This is a genomic window from Sphingobacterium griseoflavum (assembly GCF_014653155.1).
In the GTDB taxonomy this organism is placed as follows: Bacteria; Bacteroidota; Bacteroidia; order Sphingobacteriales; family Sphingobacteriaceae; genus Sphingobacterium; species Sphingobacterium griseoflavum.
Window position 1 is genome coordinate 268,834 of record NZ_BNAF01000005.1, and the last position, 20,522, is coordinate 289,355.

A 20,522-nucleotide genomic window follows, 5' to 3' on the forward strand; every position below is an offset into this window, starting at 1 on the left:
AATATGAAGCACAAGATTCTGATCGTTGACGACAACGAAGAGATCCTAGAATTTTTATCGCAGGTGCTTGAAGATAGGTATTGCTTGTATACCGCGAAAGATGGGGAAGAAGCTCGGCAGGTACTGGATATGCAGGTGGTAGACCTTGTCGTTTCGGATATCATGATGCCTGGCATCGATGGTTTTGAACTTTGTGAGCTGATCAAATCTAATGTAGATTATTGCCACATACCGGTGGTGCTGTTGACAGCCAAGAACACGTACGACGCCCATATTGCGGGTCTTGAAGTGGGAGCAGACTTATACATACAGAAGCCCTTTTCGCCAGAATTGCTACAGCTACAGCTTGCTAATTTGCTGGGTAACCGCTTGAAGATAAAAATGCATTTCGCGAGCTCGCCATTTGAGGATGTACGGGTGATGGCACACTCCAAAACCGATGAAGCATTTTTAAAAAAGCTGGATACCTTTATTCGGATGAATTTGGATGATACCGCCCTTCATATCGATCAATTAGCCGACCATATGAACATGAGCAGGCCTACCTTTTATCGAAAAATTAAATCGATCTCTGATCTCACGCCGAAAGAACTTATTGATCTGACCCGTTTGAAAAAGGCGACGAAACTAATCGCGCAAAATGCGTACACCATGTCGGAAATTTCCAAAATGGTTGGTTATAGCAGTCAAAGTTTATTTAATAAGAATTTTCAACGATATTTCCAGGTATCTCCTCAGGGGTATATGAACTCGCTCGATAAAGAGTCTTGATCTCTAGTTGGTTACAGCCTGCCCCTGATGTACGTCGTCGGTCATTTTCAATACCCGATAAAAATCTTTATTTTCGTGTTTTTACGGTATGGATTATTTTGACGGACTTTCCAGTTTGTTGCTTGAAGAGCAAAACTATGACCGAAGTATGCATGAGATCTTATTAAAAAGAAGTCATGTACAAGAAAGGAAAGCACAAGGGGTAACTTGGTTTCCCGTTGCCATGGTTCATAGCGAGCTGGGAAGAGGCGATTACCTGAACATCACTGTGCAAAAAAGCAACAACTTGGGCGAAGCACACCGTTTTCGTTTCGGTATGCCCGTGGCACTATTTTCAAACTTTAGTCCAGATGATGATCGCGTTTATGGAACAATATCCTACATAGGCGCGGATAGGATGCAAATTGCCTTACGTGTCGACGAGGCACCGGACTGGATCCGTCGCGGTAAAATTGGCGTCGATTTGTTATTCGATGAAAATGCATACCGTGAGATGCACCAAGCGCTAAGACGTGCCAAAGAACTTCGCGGTGATCTCACACAAGGCAAACTGATCCGGCAGATCTTAGGTGAAGAAGTGGTAAGTGCTAACGCAAGCGAGGCTGTGCTAGCGGATAACCCTACCTTAAATATCAGCCAAAACCGGGCCATTGCGCATATTTTGGGTGAGAGCCCAATCAGTATTTTGCACGGGCCTCCCGGAACCGGTAAAACCACCACATTAATCCATGCCGTTCACGCTTTATGGAAGCAAACGAAAAAGCAAATTTTATTAGTTGCGCCGAGTAATACCGCGGTGGATCTCCTTACCGAACGTTTGGACAATGTGGGCATGTCTGTTGTGCGTATCGGTAACCCCGTGCGCGTTTCTCCACACTTACAGCAGCTTAGTTTGGATGCTCAGGTTAGCAGCCATGCAGCACAGAAGGAATTGAAAAGCTTGGTGAAGCAAGCGAATGCCTATCTTGATATGGCGCACAAATACAAGCGTAACTTTGGACATGCGGAGCGCGAGCAACGCAAAGCTTTATTTACTGAAGCCCGCAAATTACGAACGGAGATAGATCGCCTACAGGACTTTATGAGCAACGATATTCTTGATAAGGCCCACGTCATTACGGCTACATTAGTTGGGGCTAACCATTATGCTGTTCGCGATCGAAAATATGCTGCCACATTCATTGACGAAGCAGCACAGGCGCTGGAGCCAGCTTGTTGGATTGCGCTGTTAAAGGCAGAAAAAATCGTCTTGGCTGGAGACCATTGCCAATTGCCCCCAACCGTCAAGTCCAGTAAAAAAAGCCATGAAGGACTATATGTAACGCTATTTGAAAAGCTTATGGCAATTTATCCAAAGCAGGTTTCGCTACTCGACGTGCAGTATCGCATGAACACCGCCATCATGACATATCCATCATCCGTATTATACGGCAACAAGCTGCAAGCATCTCCTCAAGTTGCTGACAGGAGGTTGCGCAGCGACGATGCTCCCGTAGTTTTTATCGACACCGCTGGTGCAGGCTTCGAAGAAACGGAAGATGATGGCGCTATCGCAAACGTTGAAGAAGCTATGTTTGTGCACAAACATCTGTTGGAAACTGCGATGAATCTGAACGCGTCGTATGGCACAGATTCCTTTCCGAGTATTGGCGTTATTGCACCCTATAGAAAGCAAACCCACTTGTTAAAGGAACTTATACAGAACGATGCAGCGATACAGCCTTTTATCCATGCCATTCAGATCAATACCATTGACAGCTTTCAGGGACAGGAAAAAGATATTATATACATCAGCTTAACACGCACAAATGAAAGACAACAAATCGGATTCCTGCAGGATGTACGTCGAATGAACGTTGCAATGACACGCGCAAAGAAAAAACTCATTGTAATAGGTGACAGTGTTACCATTGGCCAGCACCCTTTCTACAAGGGGTTTATCGATTACGTCGAATCGATCCACCAATACCGCACGGTGTGGGAGTGGGGCATGGGTATAGGCTAGCTTTATGTATCCTTGAATGATTCGACTTCATATCATGCTCGAAAAAAAATAATTTTTTTATTTTGATCTGCTTTTCTTGCTGTTTGCGGGATTCTTTTCTTAGTTTTGTTTCAATTTTTTCAACAATAAACAGGTCTTGAAAGTTTTTTGTACATATTTTTTGCTGATCGCACTGACATTGCAATCTTTTTATCGCAGTATGCTAACTGTCGATTATCAGATGAATTTGCCGGCATACTTGGCCAAATGTATCAATAAGGATAGACCAGAGCTGCATTGCAATGGACAATGTGTCTTAATGAAAAAGCTCAAAGAACAAGAGAAAAAGGATGCCAAAAAGAACATGCTCGTGTACGAAACGAGTGCGTTGTATGTACACAAAGAACGCTTCACGTTTTCCATCCAATCAACGGTTGCAGACATTTCCCCGATCTCTTTCTTCTTTTATGCAGAAAATTACAGCTTTGACCACAACCAATCCGTATTTCGTCCTCCCGTATCTTCTTCCCGTATAGAAAACGTTTAATTCGATTATCATATTCCTTTCTGAACAACATACATGGTTGTTGGACTGTTTATGGTATACTGATTTAGCGGTTCAAGGGGCGTTTCTAAACTACGTAGTGTAAATCTTTATTGGGGTATTTATCATCTGATAGATATATTTAATTTCATATTAAAGGCTAGCCTAAGCGGCTTTAACATGCCCACTACAGCATACGCTACGAGTTGATTTCCTATAGTAGACAAGCGTTTCATTCATGAAATTATTGATGATGACCAGCGCCATCTTATGCATGGCCATTTCGTCCTGTACCAAGGACAAGACAGATTACAAAGCAGAAATAGATACCGCTGTTACGGAGCACCTGCAGTTCAAAGAGGCAGCTCGCTTTGTTAAAGACGGCTATACTATTCGCATTAATACGTTAAACGGCACCTTTTACAAAGGCTATAACGAAGTGCGCGTCACGCTGGAACAAGGAAGTTCTGCCGTCCAACCCGAAGAGGTTTATTGTCTACCAATATTTACTGACGCGCAGGCGCAGCAGACAACGGGGCCGCATGGCTATAAGCTGCAACAGCAGGTGGATAGTGGATATTTCTCGAGTTACATCGTGTTTACCGAGGAAAGCCAAGTGGGGGGCGAATGGCAGTTGTATATGCGTTTTAGCATCGGTGGAACGACGTACCGGTTGAACGAACCTGTCCAAGTGGTGCAGCAAGCGAATAAAAACTTGAACATGACGCGCTTTACCGGTAGCGATGGAGAGCTTTACGTCATAGCGTTGATTTCGCCCCAAAAACCTCGTATAGCTGAAAACCAGCTTGTTGCAGGTATTTATAGGTTTAACCGAGCCATCGGCACGCCCGCCCCTGCGGAATTTCCCGATCCAGAACAGTTTTCTTACGAAGTTGTGCAAGGCTATACCCTAAAACTTGACCCCCGTATGCCGGAGCCGTCGATGGGCAACCATAGCTCACCAAACAATGAAGATCTAAACCAGCGAGACGATGGACGCTATTATGGCGTGGTGAACTATACGATGACTGGTAATTGGACCTTAAACTTCATTTTGTTGAACCAGCTAGGTGAAGCCGTAAAAGGCACGGTTGTGCCCAATGACTTTACTCCAGGTGTCAACGGTGTGAAAAGTGAATTGTATTTGGATATTTTATTTTGATGAAGATGAATGCTGTTGCGATCGTTCCCTTGCTGTTTGTTTCTCTTGTACCGCTTTGCCTTCGCGGACAAGCTGTCGAGAAAGACAGCACGAGATATATTGAAGAAGTTCGTGTACAAGGAAAGGGGAAAAGGAAAATGGAAACCCCGTTGAAGATGACCATTTCTGTCGATGAATTTTTGGCATCATCGCAGCATATAAGTTTTATCAAACGTGGTGCCTACGCTTGGGAGCCATTGCTGAACAACATGGGATCGGAGCGGTCTAATTTGACAATCGACGGCATGCATATTTTCGGCGCCTGCACCGATAAGATGGATCCGATCACCTCTTACGTGGAAAGCAACAATTTGGCCACGATAGAAATCAACTTGGGTCAAGCGGGTAGCATGCATGGCGCAACGGTGGCCGGCGGTATCGATCTAAAACGTAGAAATACAGCGTTCGCTGCGGCCAAAACCTGGTCTGGCGCTTATCAAACGGGTATGGAAGCAAACAATAAGCAATTTTTTAACTTGGGTAACGTGGCCTATGCAGATCAACGATTTGTCGCAGAGGGAAGTTTCTCTGTGCGAAAAGCGGGAAACTACAGCGACGGAAATGGTGCCACCGTTAGACATTCGCAATATAATAAATTCAATAGTTCGGTAGGATTGGCCTATAAAACGAGCGAACAATCCTCCTTACGTCTGGATGCAATCTTCGATAGGGCGAAGGATGTCGGCTTTCCCGCACTGCCCATGGATCTTTGGCTCTCGCGGGCAATCATTACCTCGGCAACCTACAAGCAATTATTTGAAGCAGGTTTGGTGAAAGCTTGGGAATCCAAGGTCTATTACAATGCTATTGAGCATTATATGGATGATACGACGCGTCCCGAAAATTTAGTGCATATGGATATGCCGGGATGGAGCACGACCTATGGCTTGCTCAGTAAGCTAACCTTGCAACGTGAACGCTACGCTTCCGATATACAGATCAATGCGTTTGAAAATGTTTCCATTGCGGAGATGCGGATGTATCCACAAGATCGCAGTCGCCAGACCATGTTTGCCTACAGCTGGCCGTGGGTCACTACGCGCTACGGAGGCCTTTCGATGAACAATAGCTGGGCATTTTCCGAGATCAGCCAGATTCATTTTGGGGGATCATTGGGCCTGCATGAGAACTATTCCAAGTACATCGAGTTCAACCGGATCTTTCATCCCGGGGCGTCGCAAAATAAAACACGGGTACTCCCCAGTTTACACACGCGTTATGAGCTCCAAGTAAAGGATTTCCTTCTCGAAGCGGGATTGGGGTATGGGCATCGGGCACCGTCTGTATCGGAAGGCTATGGCTACTACATTTACAACAGCTTTGATCGCTACGATTATATTGGTAACCCGGATTTAAGAAATGAAGTTTCTTACGAAGGTAACGCACGCATAAGCTATAGAAAGGAAAAGTTTAATGTGGATGCGCAAGCCAATTACTTCCATATAAGGCATTACATCATCGGACGGATATTGGGCCTTGGAAGCCCGATGAATTACCAGTCTGTGGGCGTAAAAGGTTATACCTCTCTTCGGTATGCCCGCCTTTTCAATGTGTCAGTTAAAGGCGATTACACGATCTCAAAGCATCTGCATTGGAATGGCATATTGACCTATGCGCGTGCACAGGACGATAATGGTGGAAACCTGCCCTTTATCCGGCCATTGAGTTATCAAACGGCACTCCATTATGGGCACGGACCGTTTGGACTGCAGACGGCTGTAAATGGCGACTTTCTGCATCGAAACTACAGTCCAGAATTTGGTGAGGATCAAACACCAGCCTACACCATCTGGAATATATCCGCAGATTACAGTTTCGCACTAATGAAATGGAAAGGAAACCTGCAAGTGGGGGCTGAAAATATTTTTGATGCCTATTACAGTACATATGCCGACTGGGGAAATATTCCTCGTATGGGAAGGAATGTCTTTGCTTCCCTGCGGATCAGCTTTTAGTTGCGCCGTCAAACCGTTCCCATATGGATACAAAAACAAAATCAATAAAAATTAAAATCAATAACAATGAAAAAATCAAAGAACTATTCGGTCTTGGGACTAAGTCTACTACTGCTTATTTCGTGCAGCAAAAGCGATGAACCTGTAGCCAACAGCATGACGTTGCATTTCAACAACACTTTCAAAGATAATACCATCATCCTCGGATCGGCCGCTTCTGCTGAAGCTAGTGTTAACACATCCGCGTCTGGCCAGCGGCATCACTTTTCGGAATTACGATATGTCATCAGCAATATACGTCTAGTGAAAGTAGACGGTTCCGAAATGCCCTATCATATCGCCGATTTGGACAAAGGAGCTGCGGTAATCGACCAGTCAAAGCCAGCGACACTAGATTTCGAATTAACAAATATACCATCAGGAACGTATAAGCAGATCAAATTTGGATTAGGAGTTCAGTCTGCGTTAAATACATTGGATCAAGTACGTTTCCCCACATTTTATGCCATTGCCGGCGCCAACGATACCAAAATGATGTGGGAATGGGGGACAGGATACCGGTTTACAAAAATTGAAGGTTTCTACGGTACAGACAATCAGACGCTGTCCATTCATACAGGCAGCACCGTAGAAGGAACAGAAAGTGATCCGTCTAGTTACGTGCAAGGGGTCGACGCTTATAGAGATATCGTTTTGGATCTATCCACCCATGCCATCGTGGGACAAAACGCTCCTCGTATCACTATTAAAGCAGATTTTGATAACTTGTTGAGTGGAAAGACCAATACCATTTCGTTAGGGGATGGAAATGCCACACCCAATGTGCACACCGCTAGAAACATGACTTTATATGTAGATAATTTGGGTGGAGATGGCACTACCGATCTTACCGGAATGTTCTCCATTTCTGCTGTGGCCAATTAAATTATGGGGATGGCCTATGGTAGAACTCGTTCAGTAGGCCATCCATTATATCTATATCATGCTTTTAGCGATGCGAGTTTTTACTATTATTATAGGATTTGTGCTGCTACTGTCGTGCAGCAAGGAGATGCCCGAAGATCCTTTTGTTTTTGAGAATCCGTTATTGGATTTGTCTATTCCTACAGGATTTCCGGAATTTAATCCCGCTGTGTACGGTAATCGGCCGACAACCTATGGCGTAGAACTTGGCCAACGCCTTTTCCACGAGCCAAGGCTAAGCGGCAACAATACGGTCTCCTGTGCGAGTTGCCATAACAGCGGCCACGCCTTTGCAGATAATAAGGCACAAGCCGTAGGGGTGGAGGGGCGGATTGGACTCCGGAATACGCCTCCTATACAGAATATGGCATTCATGAAATTTTATAATTGGGATGGCCATATGTTACAGTTGGAAAAACAAGTGTTGGTGCCTATTATAACCCACGAGGAAATGAATTCTTCGATTTTAGAAGTTATCGGCAAGTTGAGTGCAGATACAGCATACCGCCATCTTTTCAAAAAGGCATTTGGCGACGAATTGATTACTGCAGAACGTATCTTTAAAAGTATTGCGCAGTATGAGTATACCTTAATTTCTGCAAACAGCAAGTATGATAGCGTTATGCGTATGGAAGGAGCAGCTTTTACCGAGGAGGAAGAGCGAGGGCATCATATTTTCAAAGAAAAATGCGCAAGCTGCCATAGTACAGCGCTCTTCACAGATCAGTCTTTTCGAAATGTAGGTTTTCCCCTTAATCCCAGTACGCAAGAGGCCGGCCGGGCGCGAGTCACCGGAGCAGCAGCGGATTATATGAAATTTCGTGTGCCGTCACTGCGTAATATTGCTTACACAGCACCCTACGGAAGTTTTGGTCAGTTTATAGACTTAAGAGCTTTGCTTGATTACTTTGATAAAGGCGTTTTGCCAGCGGATAATTTGGACCCTATTTTAAAAAGTAATGGGAATCGTATACCCCTAAGCGAGCAGGAAAAGACGGATATCATTGCTTTTTTAGGTACGCTGAGCGATCCAGCATTTATCCATCAGTAAACGAGCTAGCGTCTCCTTCCGGTATGGAGATACCGGAAACGAAACATGTAAAGGCATACGATGCAGCTATCGCCATTTTTATCGTTATTTTAAAAAAATATCGTTAATATTATGTTTTAATTTTAGTTTCCCGTAATCGCGTTAAAAGTATGTTCGCTTTGCGAGGTTGTGGAAAGGCGATGTACGAACCGATACAGTATAGTAACCGTAAAAGATTACGAGGCGAAATTTAAAGGCGGTGGCATGAAAGAAAAATCTAAAAACGCACTATTTACATGGCGTTTAGTTATTGCTAGCATATTTTTAGCGAGCAGTGTTGCAGCGCAGCAGCAACCCAATATCATCTTGATCTTAGCGGATGATTTGGGCTATGGCGACATTGGCGTGAACGGACAGCAGTTGATCCGCACGCCCAATATCGATCGTTTAGCAGCAGAAGGGTTGCTTTTTGAGCAATTCTATACAGGAACATCCGTGTGCGCTCCGTCGCGCTCTGCGCTAATATCCGGGCAGCATACGGGTCATACGTTTATCCGTGGAAATCTCAGTGTATCACCTGAAGGACAATACCCCATTGCAGATTCTGTCCTGACTATTGCTGAAGTCTTGAAAAAGGCGGGATATGCTACGGGTGCATTTGGAAAATGGGGGCTCGGGCCCGTGCTGTCCGATGGCGATCCGAACAAGCAGGGCTTTGACCACTTCTTCGGTTATAATTGCCAGTCACTAGCTCATCGTTACTATCCGACACATCTGTGGCGTAATGAGCAGCGGATAGTCTTGGAAAAAAATGGCGAATTGGAAAGACGTGAACAGTATGCGCCAGATATGATCCAAGCAGAAGCATTAGCGTTTATCGAAGAACACAAAGCTAAGCCTTTCTTTTTGTTCTTGCCCCATACCTTACCGCATGCCGAACTCGTCGTGCCAGATGACAGTATCTTCCAGTCGTATGTAGGTAAATTTCCAGAGGAACCTTACGTCGGGTCTGACTATGGGCCAAACGCAAAATCCGGTGGCTATGCTTCCCAAAATTACCCTCGGGCAACATTCGCAAGTATGGTTGCCCGACTGGATCGATACGTGGGCGAAGTAGTCGACAAGCTTAAAGCGTTGGGGCTCGATAAAAATACCATGATCGTATTCACGAGTGATAATGGCCCCCATCAGGAGGGCGGGGCGGATCCAATTTTTTTTAATAGTGCTGGCGGGTTGCGTGGTCTAAAGCGTGATCTTTATGAGGGAGGCATTCGAGTACCGTTTATTGTGCGATGGCCAGAAACGGTGAAGGGAGGTGGTAGAACGCAGCACGTGGCGGCATTTTGGGATCTCTTCCCGACTTTTGCCCAAGTTGCAGGCGTTAAATCGGAAGTGAGTGGCGACGGTATTTCTTTTCTTCCAGCGCTTAAAGGCTCTCCCTTGCAGCAGGAACATCCGTATCTCTACTGGGAGTTTCACGAACAGGGTGGGAAACAGGCTCTTCGTCATGGTCAATGGAAAGGTATTCGTCTTCAGGCCGCAACGAAAACACCGCGAGTTTTGGAATTGTATGACCTCGTATCCGATCCGCAAGAAAAACACAATGTAGCCGAGAATCAGCCAGCTATCGTCCGACAGATAGAATCTTGGATGTCGGAGGCACACGTCGAAAGCAGCGTCTTTCCTTTTAGAAAAGCTGACACCGATTAAAAACCGAAATTAAGCACGAGGGGCATAGGTAGGACAAAGGTGCCCACGAAGGGATAAATTTCGGTGTGCCATGGCACGGCTCGGTTTACATTGACGTCATTTTTATCTTTTATGGCAGGAATAAAAGTGGTAAATTTCGCCGCGAAATAAAAAGTGCACATAATAATCATTGTCGATAAATGAACAACTACAATTTTGGAATTGTCGGGCTAGGTGTGATGGGGCGTAATTTGCTACTGAACATGGCCGACCACGGCTTTGCTGTAGCAGGCTTAGATCTTGATGCTGAAAAAGCACAGTCCTTGGCAGCTGAAGCGCGTGAAGAACATCGGATAAAGGTAACAACCCAAGCGCAAGAATTCATAGATAGTCTGCAACAGCCGCGCGCCGTTATGTTGCTGGTACCAGCGGGAAAACCTGTTGATTTGGCGATAGCCAGTCTTATTCCTTTTTTAGATAAAGGCGATATTATCATCGACGGGGGGAACACTTATTTTCCGGATACCGACAGGAGATTTAAGGAGCTCTCGGCGCAAGGTATACATTTCTTCGGTATGGGAATATCGGGCGGTGAAAGTGGCGCCCGTCGAGGACCTAGTTTAATGCCCGGCGGAGACAGACAAGCCTACGAAAGATTGCGGCCTATTTTTGAAGCGGTCGCAGCCAAAGTGAACGGCGAGCCATGTGTCGAATTTTTGGGTAATGGCTCGGCAGGAAATTATGTCAAGATGGTGCATAACGGAATCGAGTATGGTATCATGCAATTGATTGCCGAAACCTATGACCTGATGAAGCGACTGTACGGATTTGATAATGCAACTATACAGCAAACATTTGAGCGGTGGAACGGTGAGGAACTCCATTCTTTTTTAATTGAAATTACAGCACAAATCCTCAAGAAAAAAGAAGGCGACGAATATTTGGTGAACCTTATTTCCGATTGGGCAAAATCAAAAGGCACGGGAAAATGGACCTCACAAAATGCGATGGACCTACAGGTTCCCGTGCCCGTTATCGATGCCGCCGTGAATATGCGTGATATATCCAAATACAAACCCGAGCGTATAGCGGCATCGAGCATGCTCCATTGGGATGTTCAGCCGGTAAGCACTCCGCAGGATGTGGTGATCAATAGCTTAAAATACGCCTTTTATTTTGCCATGATTACGACCTATGCGCAAGGTTTTGCGCAACTTACCGTAGCCTCAGAAACCTATGGGTATGAATTGGACTTGGAGGTCGTAACCAAAGTGTGGCGTGGCGGCTGTATCATCCGTGCAGCTTTATTGGAAGACTTTAGAAACGCCTACGCAGCGAATAAGGCGTTACGTAATATACTCTTGGATAGATCCATTGCACAGAAATTGATGGATGCGCAGGGCCATGTTCGCACGGTGCTGAAAGATGCTATCGGAGGCGGAATTCCCGTATCCGCTTACGCGAATGCACTTTCTTATTTTGATGCTTATCGTTCGGAAAATTTGCCAACAAATATTATCCAAGCGCAACGCGACTACTTCGGCGCACATACGTATGAGCGTATTGACCAAGAAGGTATTTTTCATACGTTGTGGGATTAAAGGAAACAGACATGACGCACGATATACAAATCAAACCCACCTCTATTGTTGTCTTTGGAGGTACCGGCGACCTTGCGAAAAGGAAGCTGTTTCCTGCATTTTTTAACCTCTATATGGATGGTCGTATGCCCTCCCAATTCCAAATTATTGCTTTAGGAAGACAACCATACGAACAGGAATCTTTTCGGGACTACGTCCATGAAAATATATTGGCTTTCTCAAGAAATACCAATTTTTCCCAAGAGCAATGGCAAGCATTTCAGGATCATATCACCTTCCATAAGGCACATATCGATGACGATAGTTCCTATGATGACCTAAATATGCTTTTCAATAAAAACGATGCCCTTTGGGGCGAGCGTGGCAATCGCCTGTTTTATTTGTCTATTGCGCCTAGTTTTATTGAGCAAGTTTCGTCTGGGCTGAAAAGGTTTCAGTTGGCAGATGATGTGACGGGTGATCGGATTATATTCGAGAAGCCTTTTGGCTATGATAAATCCTCTGCAATCCGGCTAAATAAGCTGTTGGCAAACACTTTTCATGAGCAACAGATCTACCGTATAGACCATTATCTCGGTAAGGAAACCGTTCAGAACATTTTAGCGTTTCGGTTCGGCAACTCGATTTTTGAACCGCTATGGAACAATAGGCATATCGATTCGGTACAGATTACTGTTGCAGAGCAGGTGGGCGTAGAAAATAGAGGGGGCTATTATGACCATTCAGGTGCATTGCGTGATATGATTCAAAATCATCTGCTTCAAATTCTTTGCATGGTCGCCATGGAAGCTCCAGAAGAATTTGAGTCGGAGCAGATACGCGACAGAAAAGCAGATCTGTTAAAATCTGTGCGACGGATCAAGCGTGAAGATATAAACCATTATACCGTACGGGCGCAATATGATGCAGGTCAAATCAACGGATTGCCCAAAAAGGCATATCGTGACGAACCGGGCGTCAACCCGCTGTCCACAACAGAGACCTTTGTCGCGATGAAATTTTATATCGATAATGAGCGCTGGCTCGGTGTTCCGTTTTATATGCGAACGGGGAAGAGTTTGCAACAGAAACATTCGGCCGTCGTGATCAACTTTAAAGATAGCACCAAGACAAAGTTTCCGGCCAATAAAAATAGTATTGAAAATAACCAATTGACGATCAATATCCAGCCAGAGATGGATATTCGTTTATCGTTCATGAGCAAACAACCTGGCTTGGATATGGAGATGACACCTGCGCAGATGGTGTTCGATTATTTCCAGTGCGCATCGAATGGTCCTGAGGCTTACGAAACGCTTCTTTTAGACGCTTTGGACGGTGACTCTACTTTGTTTATGCGCTCTGACCAAGTTGAGGAAGCTTGGGACATTATCGAAGCAATACAGGAAGAATGGGAACACGGTGATTTATCACCCATTTACAGCTATCCAGCTGGTAGCTGGGGCCCTGAGGCCGCTGATGAGTTGTTGAAGAGACAGGGACACCGTTGGCTATCCAGCTTTCCACCATTTACACAACCAGCAATACAAAAACATGGTACAACAGTTTAGAACAAAGAAAGAAATATTTGAAGCCGCGGCCGCGGCATTTATTCAGTCAGCTGATGAAGCCGTAAAAGAAAAAGGCTATTTCGCCGTTGCTTTAACGGGAGGTTCTTCACCCATTGGCCTCTATGAACTATTGGCATCCGAAGCTTACAAAGATCTTGTTGATTGGAGTAAGGTACTCGTTTTTTGGGGCGACGAGCGTTGGGTTCCCTTAAACGATAAGCTGAGCAATGCAAAGATGGCGTACGAAACGTTGCTTAATCACGTGCCGGTGCTTCCCGCCCATGTTTTTCCTATGTATGCAGATGGCATAGCGCCAGGGGAATATGCCCGGCAGTATGAGGAAACTTTGGTGGAAAAGCTGGGGAATGATGGCATGCTGGATTTCATTTTGTTGGGTATGGGCGATGATGGACATACCGCATCTTTATTTCCAGAAACGGACGTCTTACAGGAACAGAAGAAATGGGTTGCGGCTTACTACCTGACGGCGCAGCAGATGTATCGTATTACCTTAACTGCTCCTTTCATCAACAGCGCGAAGAAAATTGTCGTCATGGCCTACGGTAAGAAAAAAGCCCATGCGCTCCAACAGGTGTTACAGGGGCCTAAAAACCCAAGCCTGTACCCCAGTCAGCTGTTAGACGCCGCTAGGGCAGAGTTAATTTATATGGTGGATGAGGAAGCGGCAGCAAATTTGACATAAACGCATGTGCAGACATGTTCGCTTGTTCGTACAAGTGAATCTACTCCACAAATCCATAGCAGTGATCATTAAAAAACTTTTTAATCCGGCGCAATTATTTATCGGGAGTTTCATCATACTGATTCTTTTTGGTACGGTTTTGATACGTCTTCCGATCTCCCTTAAGACGGCTATTACGGGGGTTGATGCGCTATTTATAGCGACAAGTGCAGTATGTGTGACGGGTTTGGCATCTGTTGATATTCCCAGTACCTTTTCGGTTTGGGGGCAGTTTTTTATCCTGCTATTGATTCAGGCGGGGGGCATCGGTATTCTGTCATTTGCCGGGCTCTTTGCTTATTTCTTGAAGGGTGGCTCCAGCTATAGTAACCAGTTGGCTATCGGCAGCTTTTCAAACGTGGATCGGCTCGGTGAAGTGTTTACCATTCTCAAACGAACAATAATCATCACGTTTAGCATCGAGGCCATAGGGGCGGCCGCTATCTACTGGAGCTTCTTACAGAATCCCGCAGGAGTACCCGTTGAAAATCCTTTATTTACAGCAATTTTCCACGCCGTTTCCTCGTTTTGCAACGCCGGTTTTTCTACGTTTACAGGCGGATTAATGGCTGATGCGGTACAGTACAATTATGGGTTCCAAACCGTTGTCGCCTTCATCTACATCTTTGGCGGTCTCGGATTCCCAATCGTCATCAATGTATTGAAGTATCTAAAACATCTATCCAATCGATTACTGAAAAAGTGGACGTTAAAGCAAAATTATTACAGACCATGGGTTATGACCATCAACAGCAAGATCAATCTTATCACTACCGGAATTATATCCTTCCTGGCGATCGTGTTCATTTATTGGCTGGAATATGACAACGTTCTCCAAGAACATGCTGGTGTAGGGAAATGGGTGATCGCGATGGCCACCGCCACCACGCCCCGAACCGCTGGATTTAACAGCATTGATTTTTCCCAGCTGCACAATCCATCTATCATCCTCATTATGTTTCTGATGTGGATTGGTGCCTCTCCCAGTTCCACGGGCGGCGGTATCAAAACAGGGACCTTTGCGGTAGCGATCTTGAACGTGGTTAGTCTCGCACGTGGGAAGAGTAAGACGGAGGTCTTTCGCCGTGAAATTGCGTCTATATCTATTCAGCGCGCTTTTGCCACCATGTTTCTGTCCCTCGTTGCGATCGGTACGGCTATGGTAGCTATCACATACTGCGACGAACGATTCAGCACCTTAGAAATAGCTTTTGAATGTTTCTCGGCATATAGTACCGTGGGACTATCGCTGTCCGTCACGCCAGAGCTTTCCACCGCTAGTAAGCTGGTACTTATCTGCCTGATGTTTGTTGGTCGGGTAACGATGCTGTCGGTATTGATTGCTTTTGTAAAAAAAGTACGCTTCACGCATTATAAGTATGCTCCGGAGGAGCTCACAATATATTAAGATATGAAATTTTTGATTATAGGCTTAGGCAACTTCGGCGCTTCCCTTGCAGAGAAACTCACGATGCAGGGTAATGAGGTCATCGGCGTAGACAAACGGTTGGATAAGATAACGGCGTTGAAAGAGAAAATAACCCATGTTGTCTGTTTGGATGCCACCGATGAGACAGCCTTTAAGACACTACCGTTACGAAATACCGACATCGTTATTGTAGCAATAGGTGAGGATGAGGGGGCAAACATCATGGTGACGGCCTTATGTAAAGAGGCGGAGGTCAAGCGGCTTATAAGCAGAGCGGTAAACCGTCTTCATGAAAAAGTACTGGGCGCGCTTGGTGTATCGGAAATAGCACATCCGGAGGAGGAGTCTGCCGAGCGCTGGTCCAAGAAGCTATCCATGACCGGACTGGTGGATTCGTTCGAATTAAATAGCAATTACGCTATTGTCGAAGTCATTGTACCAGAAAAATATGTGAATAAAACACTCCAGGAGATAAACATTCGCCAAAAGTATGAGCTATTGGTGCTAACGATTCTTAAAAATACCGAAAAACAAACCTCTTTTGGTAAAAGTGTAATCACCACCGTGCTCCACGGGATACCAAAACCGGATACCATACTTCAAACGGGGGACATTTTGGTAATCTACGGATTCAATGAACATATAAAATCATTTCTGTAGCAGGGATTATGTATGGCTGCTGATGTGCTGTGCATAACATGCCGAAGCTTGTGTGCATGTCATGAATCTATCTATGATATGGCAGCTAATTGGCGATAACACAGCATGATTGGATGCATCCATTTTAGCGACAGTACGTAAGCGTCCTATGTTATACGTCTGGTTGGTTTTTGGCTTGCAACAGCATGCCGCAGTTTGCACAGAATCGGGCATTTGGTTTATCTATTTTATCCTGACAACGCCGGCATCGAGGTTTTTCATTCTCCGATGCTTTTGCCATTTCTACTGAAACTATCCCTGTCGGAACCGCGATGATTCCATATCCAATGATCATCAAGATGCTCGCGAACAACTGTCCGATGCTGGTCTGTGGGGAAAGGTCTCCATAACCGACCGTAGTGATCGTGACGATCGCCCAGTATATGGATGTGGGGATATTGTTAAAGCCGTTTTGCTCGCCTTCCACCACATACATGATGGTACCTACAATCGTAACCAATGTAATGACGGATGCCAAAAATACGGTAATTTTATGGAAGCTTGCCCGTAAGGCCGTGCGTAATATATTGCCTTCAGATAGGTAACGAGTCAGTTTGAGGACCCTAAATACACGAAGAAGCCTCAATGCGCGGATAACAACCAAATACTGCGTGCCAGCAATGATAACGCTCGTGTATGTCGGCAAAATAGATAGCAGGTCGATTACCCCATAGAAACTTTTGATGTAACGCATTGGCTTTCGTACACAATATATACGTAGCGCATATTCTATAGTAAAGCAAATCGTTAAGCCCCATTCCAAAACCTGTATATATGGCATGTACCTCGCTCTAATTTCTGATATGCTTTCCATGAATACCGAAACAATACTAACGACAATCAGTACAAGTAATGCAATGTCAAAATATTTGCCAAGTGGCGTGTCCGAGCGGAAAATTATACGGTATAATTTTCTTTTGAAGACATCACTTTTTTTCTTTTTCATCATGCAACTGATAATCTTACGGAAAGTGGCTATTTAACCGGTAATCGCCGACCTTTTTTTCGGTCGGCGATCTATGCCACTCAGCAAGCAGGGAGACATCTTGGCGCCATACGCGAGTGATGGTCTGCAGACCATCACTCGCGTATGGCGCCGGTTGATTATTAATAGCGCGTTTTGAGGGCTATTTTACCCAAAGACCCTAAGCTGTTTTCCTGTGCAAAAACAACCCGACCATTTTGCGACAGCACCTGCCAGGCAATTACACTGACAATATCATCAATTGCACCCGCTGCCGTAGCATCCTCAACGAGCGAAAAGGATCGATCATCCGCCATGACCACGCTTTGGGAAAAGTCGCTTTCAACTACCAATAAATCAGCTCGACCATCCATGGACGCTTGGAATATCTCTTGCAAATCGGTAAAAAGCAACCCGGCACCCGTAGCAGCATGTAGCTCCTCGACAGCTTGCTGTTCCCGCTCGCGGCGGATATCCAACATGAACTTCCAAGCCTGTGAAGCGATTTGATGTTTCGATAGGTTGTTGTAATCGATTTGCGTATAGCCCATGTAACGTGCGGGATGGTCGGCAACTTGCATAAGTTTGCTGTAATTATCTTCCGTACAGATCACAACGCAAGACAGCCCATTGTCATTCGCCATCTTACCCAGCGCTTTGTCCACCTTGTTGAAGTATTCCTTAACCATATTATCCACGCGTTTACCATCACTGGCTTGCTCGGCGTTGGTTAGATAATGTGGATTTTCGGACAACGGGAAATCATCGTTGATCACCTCGCTTTCAATATGGTCGTTCTGCGCTAGATATAGATTTACTCCACCTTGTGTAAGGGTCATGATCATATAGTCTTGCTCTTGTACGTACATCTTTATCAAAGGTCGCAGGGCAAAATGCTCACTGATCTGTACGCCTTCTAGACGTGTTGTCCAAATAGACTGCACGATCTCCATGGTATCATTAGAAACAAAAACATGTAGGCTGTCTAGGTTGTAATCGCGATGGACTTGCCCGCTTACCTGATCCAACTTATCCAATAGATCCGCTGTTGTTTTTTTGCCGAATTCCGCTACCACCCGTTCTTTGGCTTCCTTCACAAAATTTTTCAGCGTTATTTCGTCCTTAAGATTTTCGGGATGTGAGCGATGGGTATTGAGGGAAATGGTCACGCATGGTGCACCTTTTGCCTCGGCTAACCGCTTTAATTCGTTTTTACTGATCATAATAGTGGTATTAAATTTTCAAATAAGTTTACAACTATTAACCATGCAAAAATTGGGCAAATATTGAATTAATCAACAACTATTTCTTTTTTTTCTAATTTCCGAAAGATATTTTCCTTTGATCTTGCTTTTCTACCGTCTGATCACCAGTACACTATCTCCGGGGAAGTGATTGGATAGCCATAGCCTCAGTTTCCGTGCATCCGAATTGACTAAGGAATCGGTTGCCGCATATATAAATCCGATGTTATTAACGATGCTGTCCCGGTCCGCGTAATATTGTTGACGTCCAATGCTATAGGAGGTGATCTGTGGGAAGAGTACCCCGATATCACGGTCTAACTCGGGCGTGGCCAACTCGTATTGCGCAATCTTGTTGCTCAAGGCGCGTATTGTCACATCCTTTTCGTTCATAGCGACGGATCGACGATCTATTTCACTCATAATGCTGCTTTGTAGATCTACGGTGTCCTGACGGATCAATAACTCTGTATTGTTTATACCAAATCCTGCCATAGCATCCTCCAAATGCTGTATTTCTTTGTCTGATAATTTTTTGGAAAGAAAGGCGAGCTCCAATTTTCTTGGTCGACTGTTGAATTGCAATTTTTGGTATACCACGGTATAGCCCTTGTCCGATAATTCACTTTGAACGAATTGCCTAACTTGATTATTGTATTTACGCTCCTGGTGTAGGTTGTATGCAAAATATATACTGGGTACAATTAGTGCAATGGTGATAAAAGTGATACTTTGGCTAATTCTTTTCTCCTTCTTCTTGTCGAGGTAATGTACTTTTGGATAACGGAGATATTTAACAATAGTGAATGTGGCCAAGCATATGAACACGCAATTGATTAGGTACAGAAAAATAGCACCCGCAAAATACGTTAAATTACCTATCGCCAGTCCGTATCCCGCCGTACACAGCGGTGGCATCAGTGCTGTCGCGATAGCTACCCCTGGAATGGGATTGCCTTTATTGACACGCGTGATCGCAATTACACCCACTGTACCTCCGAAAAAGGCTATGATAACATCGTAGATGTTCGGCGATGTTCGGGCCAGTAGCTCAGATTGTGCCTCTTTGAAGGGGCTTAACAGAAAGTAGAAGAAAGAAACAACCAAGCTGATTACCGTAGCGATAAGTAGGTTTTTGAGCGATTTTTTTAATAAAGGAAAATCAAAAGTCCCCAACGCGAATCCTGCGCCCAGTATTGGCCCCATTAGAGGCGAAATAAGCATGGCGCCGATAATGACAGCCGTCGAGTTTACGTTTAGCCCCACCGATGCTACCACGATCGCGCAGGCCAATATCCAAGCATTGGAGCCGCGAAAGGAGATGTTCTCAATCACATTTTGCAGTACGCTCTCTTTCTTCTCCTCACCCTGGTGAAGGTCAAAAAATCCAAGTAGTTTATTCATATTCTATGTTCGGTTTTTTTTATTTCTTTCGGATCGCGCAAGTCTGAAGTCCAATGTGGGAAATCCAAAAATATCACCGTGCCTAGCTATTCTATTCTTGTCGCTTTGTTTACTCCTTAACAAGCCCAACTACCGTGGCTACTTATCGAAGTTGTTTGCTCTTCGTAAGCATACGATAGCCCGTGTAGCAAAGTCTGTATGTTTTTTGCAGTGGTGCATAAATCGAGCCATACCCTGTGATAAAGATAATAAATTTAACTTTTGTCGGATGGTTATGACGCGGCCCCATAGAGCGACTGATGATAGAGCCAAGCTTTCGCTGGTCAGCTATACAGGAATCGATACATTAAAATCGCATTAATTTTTTTGATTAAAACCTTATTTAACGTCTGCTAACCACAAAAATGCCCTTGTCGCTCCAAAACTTAAAAACAGTTCTTTTCCTGACTTGTTATATAATTTAACAACAAATCGGTTACTGACTATGGGAAAAGATCTGAAGTCCACTAGAAAACAGCTACTTGCTTGGGTAAGGAAAATGTTTCATAAGTTTATCAATTGGCTTAAGCCCGATCCTGCTGATAGCTTAGGCCAACAAATCTTCAAAAGCTTGCTGAAAATCCCCGTCATTTTATTTGCGATCGCTGTATCGCCTGTAGCGATTATCATCTTTGGCCTTATTTTTTTCCTTGTGCTTTGAGGAGTTACTGGACATCCATTCTTCGTCCTTGGTTTCTCGTAGCTGGCGCTCT

The 20,522-nt window shown here is 44.8% G+C and carries 16 protein-coding genes; 13 read left to right on the forward strand and 3 right to left on the reverse strand.

The window, feature by feature from the left end; genetic code table 11:
- The first annotated feature begins 3 nt into the window (after positions 1–3).
- The 13 genes from IE165_RS08470 (at position 4) to IE165_RS08530 (ending at position 16,119) form a co-directional block, all read left to right on the forward strand.
- A complete protein-coding gene (locus IE165_RS08470; RefSeq protein ID WP_189626169.1) occupies positions 4–771 on the forward strand; it encodes a response regulator transcription factor in 768 nt (255 codons plus the stop codon).
- Positions 772–859: 88 nt separating this feature from the next.
- Entirely contained in the window at positions 860–2,776 is a 1,917-nt protein-coding gene (locus tag IE165_RS08475; protein WP_189626170.1) for an AAA domain-containing protein, read from the forward strand.
- A 220-nt stretch (positions 2,777–2,996) separates the two neighbouring features.
- Positions 2,997–3,302, forward strand: a complete 306-nt coding sequence (locus IE165_RS08480) for a hypothetical protein (RefSeq protein ID WP_189626171.1) — start codon at positions 2,997–2,999, stop codon at positions 3,300–3,302.
- A gap of 235 nt (positions 3,303–3,537) precedes the next feature.
- A complete protein-coding gene (locus tag IE165_RS08485) occupies positions 3,538–4,461 on the forward strand; it encodes a hypothetical protein (RefSeq protein WP_189626172.1) in 924 nt (307 codons plus the stop codon).
- Complete coding sequence (locus tag IE165_RS08490) at positions 4,461–6,455, forward strand: TonB-dependent receptor plug domain-containing protein (protein ID WP_229826475.1); 1,995 nt, start codon at positions 4,461–4,463, stop codon at positions 6,453–6,455. The genes IE165_RS08485 and IE165_RS08490 overlap by 1 nt, the downstream gene beginning before the upstream one ends.
- Before the next feature lie 66 nt (positions 6,456–6,521).
- Entirely contained in the window at positions 6,522–7,379 is an 858-nt protein-coding gene (locus IE165_RS08495) for an MbnP family protein (RefSeq protein WP_189626173.1), read from the forward strand.
- A 70-nt stretch (positions 7,380–7,449) separates the two neighbouring features.
- On the forward strand, positions 7,450–8,469 hold the full coding sequence (locus IE165_RS08500; RefSeq protein WP_229826467.1) for a cytochrome-c peroxidase: 1,020 nt from the start codon (positions 7,450–7,452) through the stop codon (positions 8,467–8,469).
- 243 nt (positions 8,470–8,712) lie between these two features.
- The gene (locus tag IE165_RS08505) at positions 8,713–10,158 is read left to right on the forward strand and encodes an arylsulfatase (RefSeq protein ID WP_189626175.1); all 1,446 of its coding nucleotides are present in this window, start codon (positions 8,713–8,715) and stop codon (positions 10,156–10,158) included.
- Between the two features lie 179 nt (positions 10,159–10,337).
- Entirely contained in the window at positions 10,338–11,738 is a 1,401-nt protein-coding gene (gene gnd / locus IE165_RS08510) for an NADP-dependent phosphogluconate dehydrogenase (protein ID WP_189626176.1), read from the forward strand.
- A gap of 11 nt (positions 11,739–11,749) precedes the next feature.
- Positions 11,750–13,288: a glucose-6-phosphate dehydrogenase gene (gene zwf, locus IE165_RS08515; protein ID WP_189626177.1), complete on the forward strand. Its 1,539-nt coding sequence runs from the start codon at positions 11,750–11,752 to the stop codon at positions 13,286–13,288.
- Positions 13,272–13,991 carry a 6-phosphogluconolactonase gene (pgl, locus tag IE165_RS08520; RefSeq protein WP_189626178.1) on the forward strand — a complete coding sequence of 240 codons (720 nt, stop codon included), beginning with the start codon at positions 13,272–13,274 and terminating at the stop codon, positions 13,989–13,991. The genes zwf and pgl overlap by 17 nt, the downstream gene beginning before the upstream one ends.
- 4 nt (positions 13,992–13,995) lie before the next feature.
- On the forward strand, positions 13,996–15,438 hold the full coding sequence (locus tag IE165_RS08525; RefSeq protein WP_229826472.1) for a TrkH family potassium uptake protein: 1,443 nt from the start codon (positions 13,996–13,998) through the stop codon (positions 15,436–15,438).
- 3 nt (positions 15,439–15,441) lie between these two features.
- Positions 15,442–16,119: a potassium channel family protein gene (locus IE165_RS08530; RefSeq protein ID WP_189626179.1), complete on the forward strand. Its 678-nt coding sequence runs from the start codon at positions 15,442–15,444 to the stop codon at positions 16,117–16,119.
- Positions 16,120–16,270: 151 nt separating this feature from the next.
- Here the strand turns inward: IE165_RS08530 and IE165_RS08535 are convergent, their stop codons facing one another.
- From IE165_RS08535 to IE165_RS08545, 3 genes are all read right to left on the reverse strand, one after another.
- Entirely contained in the window at positions 16,271–17,107 is an 837-nt protein-coding gene (locus IE165_RS08535; RefSeq protein ID WP_189626180.1) for an ion transporter, read from the reverse strand.
- Positions 17,108–17,265: 158 nt separating this feature from the next.
- On the reverse strand, positions 17,266–18,345 hold the full coding sequence (locus tag IE165_RS08540) for a baeRF3 domain-containing protein (protein WP_189626181.1): 1,080 nt from the start codon (positions 18,343–18,345) through the stop codon (positions 17,266–17,268).
- A 132-nt stretch (positions 18,346–18,477) separates the two neighbouring features.
- Positions 18,478–19,770, reverse strand: a complete 1,293-nt coding sequence (locus IE165_RS08545; protein WP_189626182.1) for a DUF389 domain-containing protein — start codon at positions 19,768–19,770, stop codon at positions 18,478–18,480.
- Positions 19,771–20,522 lie beyond the last annotated feature (752 nt).

What these genes read in the sequence shown, in the direction of transcription:
- IE165_RS08470 (WP_189626169.1), top strand. Translation starts at nt 4, where the DNA reads ATGAAGCACAAGATTCTGATCGTTGACGACAACGAAGAGATCCTAGAA.
- IE165_RS08475 (WP_189626170.1), top strand. Translation starts at nt 860, where the DNA reads ATGGATTATTTTGACGGACTTTCCAGTTTGTTGCTTGAAGAGCAAAAC.
- IE165_RS08480 (WP_189626171.1), top strand. Translation starts at nt 2,997, where the DNA reads ATGAATTTGCCGGCATACTTGGCCAAATGTATCAATAAGGATAGACCA.
- IE165_RS08485 (WP_189626172.1), top strand. Translation starts at nt 3,538, where the DNA reads ATGAAATTATTGATGATGACCAGCGCCATCTTATGCATGGCCATTTCG.
- IE165_RS08490 (WP_229826475.1), top strand. Translation starts at nt 4,461, where the DNA reads ATGAAGATGAATGCTGTTGCGATCGTTCCCTTGCTGTTTGTTTCTCTT.
- IE165_RS08495 (WP_189626173.1), top strand. Translation starts at nt 6,522, where the DNA reads ATGAAAAAATCAAAGAACTATTCGGTCTTGGGACTAAGTCTACTACTG.
- IE165_RS08500 (WP_229826467.1), top strand. Translation starts at nt 7,450, where the DNA reads ATGCGAGTTTTTACTATTATTATAGGATTTGTGCTGCTACTGTCGTGC.
- IE165_RS08505 (WP_189626175.1), top strand. Translation starts at nt 8,713, where the DNA reads ATGAAAGAAAAATCTAAAAACGCACTATTTACATGGCGTTTAGTTATT.
- gnd (WP_189626176.1), top strand. Translation starts at nt 10,338, where the DNA reads ATGAACAACTACAATTTTGGAATTGTCGGGCTAGGTGTGATGGGGCGT.
- zwf (WP_189626177.1), top strand. Translation starts at nt 11,750, where the DNA reads ATGACGCACGATATACAAATCAAACCCACCTCTATTGTTGTCTTTGGA.
- pgl (WP_189626178.1), top strand. Translation starts at nt 13,272, where the DNA reads ATGGTACAACAGTTTAGAACAAAGAAAGAAATATTTGAAGCCGCGGCC.
- IE165_RS08525 (WP_229826472.1), top strand. Translation starts at nt 13,996, where the DNA reads ATGTGCAGACATGTTCGCTTGTTCGTACAAGTGAATCTACTCCACAAA.
- IE165_RS08530 (WP_189626179.1), top strand. Translation starts at nt 15,442, where the DNA reads ATGAAATTTTTGATTATAGGCTTAGGCAACTTCGGCGCTTCCCTTGCA.
- IE165_RS08535 (WP_189626180.1), bottom strand. Translation starts at nt 17,107, where the DNA reads ATGATGAAAAAGAAAAAAAGTGATGTCTTCAAAAGAAAATTATACCGT.
- IE165_RS08540 (WP_189626181.1), bottom strand. Translation starts at nt 18,345, where the DNA reads ATGATCAGTAAAAACGAATTAAAGCGGTTAGCCGAGGCAAAAGGTGCA.
- IE165_RS08545 (WP_189626182.1), bottom strand. Translation starts at nt 19,770, where the DNA reads ATGAATAAACTACTTGGATTTTTTGACCTTCACCAGGGTGAGGAGAAG.